The organism is Caulobacter sp. P1_B12_2 (genome assembly GCF_056406675.1).
This window is the reverse complement of record NZ_JBFTZS010000158.1, coordinates 1-9,341: the sequence shown is the minus strand read 5'-3', so window position 1 is coordinate 9,341 and position 9,341 is coordinate 1. Positions and strand designations below refer to the sequence as shown.

Annotated in this window: 9 protein-coding genes; 6 read left to right on the top strand and 3 right to left on the bottom strand. The window is 68.1% G+C overall.

All coding sequences use genetic code 11. From position 1 onward, the window contains the following. Together AC1DZ6_RS11835 and AC1DZ6_RS11830 are read right to left on the bottom strand one after the other, a co-directional pair. Positions 1 to 757: histidine kinase dimerization/phospho-acceptor domain-containing protein (locus AC1DZ6_RS11835; RefSeq protein ID WP_477097374.1), on the bottom strand; the 757-nt coding region annotated here is incomplete at its 3' end. A gap of 153 nt (positions 758 to 910) precedes the next feature. Continuing rightward, the gene (locus tag AC1DZ6_RS11830) at positions 911 to 2,554 is read right to left on the bottom strand and encodes a pectate lyase (protein ID WP_477097373.1); all 1,644 of its coding nucleotides are present in this window, start codon (positions 2,552 to 2,554) and stop codon (positions 911 to 913) included. Between the two features lie 517 nt (positions 2,555 to 3,071). Between AC1DZ6_RS11830 and AC1DZ6_RS11825 the strand changes: the two genes are divergently transcribed. The 6 genes from AC1DZ6_RS11825 (at position 3,072) to AC1DZ6_RS11800 (ending at position 8,634) form a co-directional block, all read left to right on the top strand. Next, positions 3,072 to 3,242: a hypothetical protein gene (locus tag AC1DZ6_RS11825; protein ID WP_477097372.1), complete on the top strand. Its 171-nt coding sequence runs from the start codon at positions 3,072 to 3,074 to the stop codon at positions 3,240 to 3,242. 107 nt (positions 3,243 to 3,349) lie between these two features. Then, complete coding sequence (locus AC1DZ6_RS11820; RefSeq protein ID WP_477097376.1) at positions 3,350 to 4,366, top strand: sensor histidine kinase; 1,017 nt, start codon at positions 3,350 to 3,352, stop codon at positions 4,364 to 4,366. A gap of 89 nt (positions 4,367 to 4,455) precedes the next feature. Continuing rightward, a complete protein-coding gene (locus AC1DZ6_RS11815) occupies positions 4,456 to 6,339 on the top strand; it encodes a transglycosylase domain-containing protein (RefSeq protein ID WP_477097371.1) in 1,884 nt (627 codons plus the stop codon). 175 nt (positions 6,340 to 6,514) lie between these two features. Beyond that, the gene (locus AC1DZ6_RS11810) at positions 6,515 to 7,483 is read left to right on the top strand and encodes an articulin (RefSeq protein ID WP_477097370.1); all 969 of its coding nucleotides are present in this window, start codon (positions 6,515 to 6,517) and stop codon (positions 7,481 to 7,483) included. 132 nt (positions 7,484 to 7,615) lie between these two features. Next, entirely contained in the window at positions 7,616 to 7,816 is a 201-nt protein-coding gene (locus AC1DZ6_RS11805; RefSeq protein ID WP_477097369.1) for a hypothetical protein, read from the top strand. Between the two features lie 92 nt (positions 7,817 to 7,908). Continuing rightward, complete coding sequence (locus AC1DZ6_RS11800) at positions 7,909 to 8,634, top strand: DUF4019 domain-containing protein (RefSeq protein ID WP_477097368.1); 726 nt, start codon at positions 7,909 to 7,911, stop codon at positions 8,632 to 8,634. Positions 8,635 to 8,647: 13 nt separating this feature from the next. On the opposite strand, the gene cuyB is transcribed toward AC1DZ6_RS11800, so the two are convergent. Beyond that, on the bottom strand, positions 8,648 to 9,319 hold the full coding sequence (gene cuyB, locus AC1DZ6_RS11795; RefSeq protein WP_477097375.1) for a cysteate racemase: 672 nt from the start codon (positions 9,317 to 9,319) through the stop codon (positions 8,648 to 8,650). Between the last annotated feature and the right edge of the window lie 22 nt (positions 9,320 to 9,341).

Here is a 9,341-nt window from a genome sequence, read left to right as displayed (position 1 = left end):
GGATGGTCATCAGGCCCTCGCCGGAGCGGAGCAGCATGTCGACCTGGCGGGCCTGCTGGTCGTTGAGCGGGCCGGCGTTCAGGGCGTGGGCCATGCCCAGGACGCCGTTCATCGGGGTCCGCAGCTCGTGGCTCATCATCGCCAGGAACGCCGACTTGGCGGCGCTTGCCGACATGGCCGTGCGCTCGGCGGCCTCCAGGGCGGTGACCCGCCGGGCGTTCACGGCCGCGCTGGAGACCGTGTAGAGCAGCACCAGGGCCACGGCGATCAGCACGGTCAGGATCGACCAGCCGCTATAGCCGCCCAGCAGCAGCGGCATGCCGGCCAGGGCCAGGGCCGGAAGGCCGGCGTCGAACGCGAACACCGTGGGCGAGCGGAACGTCACCGCCTGGGCGTGGATCAACTGTCCGGCGGTCAGGCAGATGGCGGCGAAGCGCAGGGCCGGATGGTCGGACAGCCACAGCACCACGGCCAGGGCCGTCCAGACGCCGACCATCACCACCACGGCCGAGACGTAGCCGGCGCGAAGCGTCCTGGGTCCGGCGCCGCGCCACTCGGCGAACCGGGTGATGGCGACGCCGTAGGCGTCGGCGAACAGCACCGCGGCGAACCACAGCAGAGCGGTGCGGAAACCCAGGTTGAACAGCAGAAAGCCGGTGATGAACACGGCCATGATCAGGCGTTGCGGGCGCGAGCGCCGGCTGGCCACGGCGACCTCGTCGACCCGATCGTCCAGAATGCCAAGCCTGTCCAGCATGGGCGAAGGCGCCTCCCGCGTTACACGGTCGATCTAGCGCCAAACGGTTAGGAATATGCTCTCCACGGCCCGGTTTTCGTCCCGGTGCGACATTTGACCCTGCGCGAAGGCCGCTGACGGGGACACGCGCGGACGCGCGTGTCCCTTTGTCGGCTAGGCGGTCACGTAGCGGATCAGGGCCGCCATGTTCTCGATATAGGCGCCGGTCGAGATGCCCGGCTTGGGCACGTCGGCGATGTAGGGCGAGGTGTCGGTCGGGTCGCCCACGCGGGTCACGGAGAACTCGCCCGGGGTCACGGTGGTCGAGCCGTCGCCGATATAGGGGTTGCTGACCGCCTTCATCTCGGTGGGCCACCAGCCCTCGGCGTTCAGCTGGGCCATCAGGGCCGCGGCGTCGGCGTCGGTGGTCTTGTCGCTGGTCTTCAGGGCGCCGACGTTCAGGTCGGACACCGAGATGTCCTTGGTGGTGAAGTAGCGGGGCAGCGGACGGCTGCCGCCCTTCACCTTCAGCGGCGAGTCCTTGCTGACCACCTCGGGCGGCGTGGCCTTCAGCGTCTCGTAGCGCTTGCGCAGCTTGTCGATCGCGACCGAGCGGAACGACGAGTAGTGGACGATCGTGTTCTCCCAGTGCTTGTCGATGAAGTACTCGCCGTTGAACACGTTGGAGCCGCGGCGGTGCACGTACAGCGGCTCGTTGGTGCCGATCTCGATGAAGGTCGGATAGCGCGGCTTGCCGGGGGCGATCTTGTCGTCGAGCTTCAGGCCGGCCAGCCAGTCGATGGTCTCCGGGATGCGGTCCAAATACTTCGGGTCGCCCGTCAGCTGATAGTAGTCCATCAGGTTTTCGAGATTGCCGGCCGTGGTGTGGCTGGCGAAGGCCTTGGGCTCGTAGGTCCGCGCGCCGGCCGGCTTCAAATCCGCCACGGTGTGCTGCAGGCCCCAGCCGGGCTGCGGCATCGGCTGGTGGGCGGCGATGTAGATGTCCATGGCGCGCTTGATCGGATCCAGGACGCGTTTGTCGCCCAGGGTCTGCCAGACCATGATCAGGAACTTGATGTTCTCGTCGACGACGCCGTCGTTGAACGTGATGTAGCCGGTGTAGTCGGGGTGGCCCTTGTTCTCGAAGCCGCCCGACAGCGGGAAGCGCTGGGGCCAGCCGCCGTTCGGATACTGGGCGTCGAGGACGAACTGGATGGCCTTGTCCAGCGCCGGCTTGAAAGCCTTGTCCTTCTTTTCCAGATAGATGCGCAGCATCAGCTGGCAGCTTTCGGCGGTGCCTTCGTCGTCGAACGTGGCGTTGCCGTAATAGTGCTGGAATTCCTCGAGCCGCCAGCCGTTCTTGCCGATGGTGTCGTACCACTTTTGCAACGACGCGGGCCCTGCCAGGTCGCCCATATAGTTCCAGCCGCCCGCCGGATGCTGGATCTTGATCAGCGCGCCGGCCGCTTTCTTGGCCGCCTCGTAGTAATATTCGTCGCCGGTGGCGTGGTAGGCGTCCAGGAACAGGTGACCCATGGTCGCCGTGCCGGGCGGCTGCACCCAGATCATGGTGCGGAAGGCTTCCATCTCACCGAACTGGCGCGAGAAGTCGGGCAGATAGCTCCAGACATAGCCGCCCTCGTAGGCGGCCTTTTCGGCCATGAAGGTCGTGGCCTTCTTCATCGTCGCCAGGACCTGGTCCTTGGACGGCGCGACGCCCTGGGCCAGGGCCTTCAGCGGGGCCATGGCCGCGGCGACGGCGAAGGTGGCGGTGGTCGTCGCCAGCAGGCGGCGGCGGGTGAGGGGGCTAAGCGGCATGGCGACGAGACTCTCCCAGGGACTTTCACGCCGTGGACCTCCGCGACGCAAGGACGCGGCAGGGCGGCCGGGAGAGGAAGCGGGGAGGACCTTCCGAGTCCTCGCGTTCCTGGTCTTCCTCCCGGTCGGTCCTTGCCGAAACCCCCGTCGCCGTTGGCCGGCGCGGTGCTGGCGCAGTTATGATACCGGTGTCATCACTTGACCAGCGCTTTTGGTGGAGCTTTGTTATATGACGCAGGCGTCATTCTCCTGCGACAGGCCGTCACGTTGTGCGCGGCCCGTCGTTCGGCGAGAACGGGCCATAGGTTTTGAGGCGACGCCGCCGCGCCGGGTTTTGGTAGCGCGCGACGCCGTCCTGTTGGGGAACAGGACGACGGCCCCGGGTCAGCAATGACCCGGGGCCGTTTTCATTTTTGGGACCGGTAACGCGGTAAACGCTTGATTTTGCGTGGGCTTACACTGTTCTGCGACCAGCGGTCACATGGATGGGCTCGTTCATCTCCCGTAAATATTCATCATGCCCAGCCAACTCGATCACTTGAACGAAGCCGAGCGTCTCGAGCGACAAGCCGAGATCGCCGACAGCGATCACGCCCGCGAGGCGCTGCGTCGCATGGCCCAGACCTCGCGCCTGTCGGCCGCCCTGGTCGGCATGCTGGAAGCCAGCCGCGAAGATCACCCCGGCTGATTCGCGGCGTGGATCGCCCGTTTCCCTCGAAACCCGTTCCCAAAATACACGCATCGCTTGAATTGCTGCTCGGCTCGGTGAACATGGGCTTCAGCAAGGAGGCCCTGGTGTCGGACGAGGGATCGGACAAGACCGTTCTGGAGGGGGCGGGGGCCTACTTCCTCAGCATCGTTGAAGCCAGCCGCGACTGCATTCGGGTGATCAGTCCCGAAGGCTTCGTCGAATACATGAACGCCCGGGGCCAGGCGCTGTTCGAGATCGACGATTTCGAAGCCCGCAACCGCAGCCGCTATTGGCCCGACATGTGGCCGCCCGGAAGCCGCGACGAGGTCGAGCAGGCCCTGCGCGCGGCCATGAAGGGCCAGGCCGCCGCGTTTCGCGCCCTTTGCCCCACCGCCAAGGGTGATCCGCGCTGGTGGGACACCACCGTGTCCCCCATCCTCGACGAGGGCAGGGTGATCCGGGTCCTGGCCACCTCGCGCGACGTGACCGGCGAGATGCGGGCCGAGACCYACCGGCAGCTGCTGGTCAACGAGCTGAACCACCGGGTGAAGAACACCCTGGCCACGATCCAGTCGATCGCCAGCCAGTCGCTGCGCAACGCCGGGGTCGACGTGGCGGTGCGCGGCGCGTTCGAAGGCCGGCTGATGGCGATCGCCGCCACCCACAACGTGCTGACCGACGAGAACTGGTCGGCCGCCAGCCTGCGCCAGATCATCGACGGCTCGGTCACCCCCTATTGCAACAACCCTGGACAGCTGACCATCAGCGGCGACGACCTGATGATCTCGCCCAAGCCGGCCGTGGTGCTGGCCCTGGCCTTCCACGAGCTGGCGATCAACGCCCTGAAGTACGGGGCCCTGTCGGCGGCGGGCGGCCATGTCGACATCGGCTGGTCGGTGGCGGACGGCGACCAGTTGGACATCGTCTGGAGCGAGCGGGGCGGTCCGCCGGTGCGCCCGCCCGAACGGCGGGGGTTCGGCTCGCGGATCGTCGAACTGGCCCTGCCCAACGAGCTGGGCGGGGCAGTGGATCTCGACTATCGCCCTCAGGGGCTGCGCTGTCACATCCGCGCGCCGCTGGCGGCCCTGGACAAGATCGACGCCTTCATGTCGCTGTCCTAGCGGGTCAATGTCCTGACACGGTGAACCCCGATCCTCCCTAGCCGTTGTGCAAGCTTGAGCGGCGTTGAGGTCGCGGAGGCGCGTCGCTGATGATTCCCGAAGAGGCGAAGACAAGGCTGGCGGCCGCCTGGGCGGCTTCGCGCGGCTTCGTCATGCGTCATCGGCTGTGGTTCGGGGCGGGGATCGGGGCGCTGCTGCCGTTGGCCGTGCTGCTGGTCTGGCTGGGCGCCAGCCTGCCGATCTCGCGAGCCCTGGAGCCCTTGCCCAACCGGGCGCTGATCCTGCTGGACAATCAAGGCCAGCCCTTCGCCCGGCGCGGGGCCTACAAGGAGGCGCCCGTCGTCATCAAGGCGCTGCCCAGGCACGTGCCGGCCGCTTTCCTGGCCATCGAGGACCGCCGGTTCTACGGCCACATCGGCATCGACTTCCAGGGCATGGCCCGGGCCATGGTGGTCAACGCCAAAGCCCACCGCACCGTCCAGGGCGGCAGCACGATCACCCAGCAATTGGCCAAGAACGCCTTCCTCAAGCCCGAGCGCAGCCTGCGCCGCAAGGGCCAGGAGGCGATGATCGCCCTGTGGCTGGAGCTGCGGCTGTCCAAGGACGAGATCCTGTCGCGCTACCTCTCCAGCATCTATTTCGGCGACGGGGTCTACGGCCTGGGCGCGGCGGCCCGGCACTATTTCGGCAAACCGCCCGAGCAGCTGTCGATCGGCGAGGCGGCGATGCTGGCGGGGATAGTCAAGGCGCCGGTCGATCTGGACCCCGTCGATCACGCCGACAAGGCCGGCGCGCGAGCCCGCCTGGTGCTGGAGGCCATGGTCGACACCAAGGCCATCACCCGCCAGCAGGCCGACGCGGCCGGCCATGTCGTGGTGCGCACCACGCGCGCCGACCTGCCGGTGGGCGGCTATTTCGCCGACTGGATCTCGCCGCAGGTCAAGTCGGCCTTCGACGGACCGGGCTATGGCGAGGTGCGGGTGCCCACCACCCTGGACAGCCGCCTGCAGCGGATCGTCGAGCGGGCTGTGGCCAAGCAGATGAAGGGCGCGGCCAAGTCCAAGGTCGGCCAGGTGGCGGTGGTCGCCATGCGTCCGGACGGCCAGGTCGTCGCCATGCTGGGCGGCACGAACTATCGCCAGACCCCGTTCAACCGCGCCGTCCAGGCCCAGCGCCAGCCTGGCAGCGCCTTCAAGCTGTTCGTCTATCTGGCCGCCCTGCGCGACGGGGCGACGCCGGACAATCTGGTGATCGGCGACCCGATCACCATCGGCGGCTGGACGCCCGCCAACTACGAGGGCGGGAGCGGGCGCGACCTGACGCTGCGCGACGCCTTCGCCCACTCCAACAATGTGATCGCCGCGCGGGTCTGGCAGCAGGCCGGCGGCGAGGCGGTGGTTCGGGCGGCCCGCGACCTGGGGATCGTCTCGCCGCTGCGCGAGGACGACGCCACCCTGGCCCTGGGCACGGCCGAGACCAACCTGCTGGAACTGACAGGGGCCTACGCCGCGGTCGCTTCCGGCCAGATGCCGGGCCAGGCCTATGGCCGTCCGCGCACCGTCCCGGCCGAGACCAGGCCGCTGGAGCCGGCCCTGCGCGCCGAACTGCTCGACATGATGGGGGCGGTGGTCGAGGAGGGCACCGGCCGCGCGGCGCGGCTGGGCCAGAAGGCCTACGGCAAGACCGGCACCACCCAGGACTATCGCGACGCTCTGTTCGTCGGCTTCACCGGCGACCTGGTGGTCGGGGTCTGGGTCGGCAACGACGATCACTCGCCGATGACCCGCATGGTCGGCGGCGACTTGCCGGCCCGCATCTGGCGCGACGTGATGACCGCCGGGCTCAAGGCCGGCCTGGTGGCCCGCGACGGTCCGCCCGAGCGGCGCTACGAGCAGGGCGAGCCGGAGGTGATCGAGGAAGCGCCGCGTCAGAAGCATGTGCCGAAATGGCTGCGGCGGATCTTCGGTCTCTGATCGCCACACGGCCAGAGACTGGCCCGCCGCTTGCTGCCGACCCAACGCCGCGACCCAGAATGGGACGCTTCGTGATCGCCCGTCGGGGGAGCGGTCGCGAGGTGCTGGGCGGCGTAGTCGGAAAAGGCGTTTGGCAATGAACCCGAAGACAGTGCTCTTGATCGGAGCGGCGGCGATGACGCTCGCCGCGTTGGGACCGGTGACGACCGCCCTGGCGGACGGCTACCCGACCCGCGTCACCCCCATCGCCAAGCCCGCGCCCAAGCCCGTCGCGCCGAAGCCCGTGGTCAGGACCCGGGTCAGGGTCGTCGAGCGCCCGGTCTATGTCGAAAAGATCGTCAGGCAGCCGGTCTATATCGAGAAGCGCACCGAGGTGCCCGTCGATCGCCCGGTCTATATCGACCGTCCTGTGGACCGCATCGTCGAGAAGCGGGTCGAGGTGCCGGTCGTCAGGATCGTCGAGAAGCCGGTGGACCGTCCTGTCTACGTGGATCGGGTCGTGGAGAAGCGCGTGGAAGTGCCGGTCGAGCGCGTCGTGGAGCGGCGTGTCGAGGTCCCGGTGGTCAAGTTCGTCGATCGTCCCGTGGATCGGGTCATCGAAAAGCGCGTCGAGGTTCCGGTCGAGCGGATCGTGCGCGTGCCGGTCTATGTGGAGCGCCAGGAGCAGCGGGCCGAGCGTCGCGGTTGCGGCTGCGACGACGACCGCCGCGTCCAAGAGGATCGCGGATATCGCGAGCAGGGTCGCGCCGAGAGCAGCGTCGAACGCTCGGAAGAGACCTATGAGTCCGAGACCTCCCGCTACAGCGAAGAGGGCCAGGGCTGGAGCTATCAGGGCAGCTATATGGCCGGCGACGGCTACGCCCAGTCRCTCGAAGGCGGGGCCGGCGGAGGCTATTACGGCTCGTCCAGCGCCCGTTACGGCGCGGGCGGCGGCTGGGTCGGCGGCCAGGCCTATGGCCGGTCCGGCTATGCCCGCGGCTGGTCCGGGGCCAGCGCCTCGTCCAGCGCCCAGGCCAGCGCCAGCGCCAGGTCCTCGACCAGCGTGACGGTGTCGGGCGGCGGTCGCTATGGCGGCGGCGGACACGGCGGTGGCGGCCAAGGGGGCGGTTCCGCGGGCGGTCACGGCGGCTGCTGCGGGCATTAACCGCGTTCGCGCAGAAACCAGGGTTTACGGAGCGAATTCGCGCCGTTCTGCATAGTCTGGGCGTCGGAATCGGGCATCACTCATCCGCGGGGGATCATGTGCGGCGTCGGGCCGCCTGGTCAGGAGCCGACCGTGGACTTGATCCTCGTGGTCACCAAACCCTTCGACTGGTGCGTCGAACGCAAGGGGCAGACCTTGTCTCGGCATTCCAGCCAGGAGGCCGCCTACAAGGCGGCCCTCGACTATGCCAGCGCCCTGTTCGAAGAGGGCGTGCGGACCCAGGTCACCATCAAGCCCGAACCCCGCACCTTCGCCGGCGTCTCGCCGGAGTAGAGGGCGCCCTCGCGCAAACCGCATAACGCCGTGCAATTTCCACGGTCTCGCGCTATGGGGGAGTCGCACTAGGCGCCGCGGGGTAGTGATTCATGGAAGATCCGCCGAAGCGTTCGTTCGTCACCGGTGAAGTCGACGTAAAGGTCCTCATCGCGTTTGTTTTCGGCGCGATCTTCATCGTGACAATACTGGTGTTCACCACGGTGGTGAAAGATCCCAGCCCGACCGCGATCTGGACTTATCGGGTGATCCTGGCCCTGGCGGCCGGCGGTGTCGCGGCCATCCTGCCGGGCTTTATCGACGTCAAATACAAGGGCTTTGTCCAGGCCGGCGGGGCCGTCGGCGTGTTCGTGCTGGTTCTCGTCGCCTTTCCCGCGCCGGAGCCCGCGCCGGAGAAAGTCGTCGCGACGGAAAGGGCGGCCGAGGCGGCGCCTCAAGACTTCGTCTGGCCGACCGAAGATCCGGAATTCGTCGCCCGGAAATATGTCGATCTCGTCGACAACGGAAAGTTCCTGGAGGCCTACGAAGCCATCGACAAGGCGGTGGGCTTGCCGTGGAGCTCGTTCGAAACCTCGTACAAGGCGGGGCGGACCCCCTTGGGCGCCGTGGTCGATCGACGGCAGACGGGCGCCCAGAGGGCGACGGAGCTGCCGGGGCGGCCGAAAGGCGGCTACGCGGTCGTGACCTACCAGACGAAATTCGCCAACGAGGCCAAGTGCCGGGAGGAGGTCGTCTTGCTCAGAGCGATGCCCGACAAGACCTGGCGGGTGTCCAAGCACGACAGCTCGGCCCAGCAGGTCGATTGCATCGGCTTGTGAGACGGCCGGCCGATCAAGAGGCCAGGCACACCTCCACGCATCGCCTCGCCAGGGCTTCGGTCGCGTCGATGAACGGCACGGCCAGGTCGGCCGCGCCCATCACCAGCGGCACCTCGGTGCAGCCGGCCACCACCACCTGAGCGCCCTTGCCGACCAGGCGATGGGCGAGGGCGGCCATGGTCTCGCGGCTCTCTGCGCCCAGGCCGCCGTGCTTGATGCGATAGAGCAAGGCCATGAACTCGACCTGCTCGTGGTCGTCCAGGGTCACCGCCTCGATCCCCAGGTGCGAGAAGGTCCGGCGATAGAGCGCCAGGGCGCCGCCGGTGCCCAGCACGCCGACCCGTTCCGCGCCCCCCTCTGTCTTGGCGGCCTTCGCCGCCAGCCCGGCCGTCTCGATCAGGTCGACCAGGGGCAGGCCGCTGGCCTTGACCTGGTCGACATAGGCGTGGGCGGTGTTGCAGGCGATGGCCAGCACCTGGGCCCCGGCGTCGCGCAGACCGACCGCCATCTCGGCCAGCACGGGTCCGGCGGCGTCGTAGCTGTCGTTGCGGTCGGGAACCTTGGGGTTGATGTCGACCAGCACCCGCAGGTGGTCCTGCTCGCGGCTGACCGGCGTGGCCGCCTGCAGCTTGGCCAGGAAATCCAGGGTGGCGGCGGGACCCATGCCGCCGAGGACGCCCAACACTTTCGAGGGATGAGTGGTGGTC

Bases quoted from the DNA above. Each gene is read 5' to 3' on its own strand.
- AC1DZ6_RS11825 (WP_477097372.1), top strand. From the start codon at position 3,072: ATGCCCAGCCAACTCGATCACTTGAACGAAGCCGAGCGTCTCGAGCGA.
- AC1DZ6_RS11815 (WP_477097371.1), top strand. From the start codon at position 4,456: ATGATTCCCGAAGAGGCGAAGACAAGGCTGGCGGCCGCCTGGGCGGCT.
- AC1DZ6_RS11800 (WP_477097368.1), top strand. From the start codon at position 7,909: ATGGAAGATCCGCCGAAGCGTTCGTTCGTCACCGGTGAAGTCGACGTA.
- AC1DZ6_RS11830 (WP_477097373.1), bottom strand. From the start codon at position 2,554: ATGCCGCTTAGCCCCCTCACCCGCCGCCGCCTGCTGGCGACGACCACC.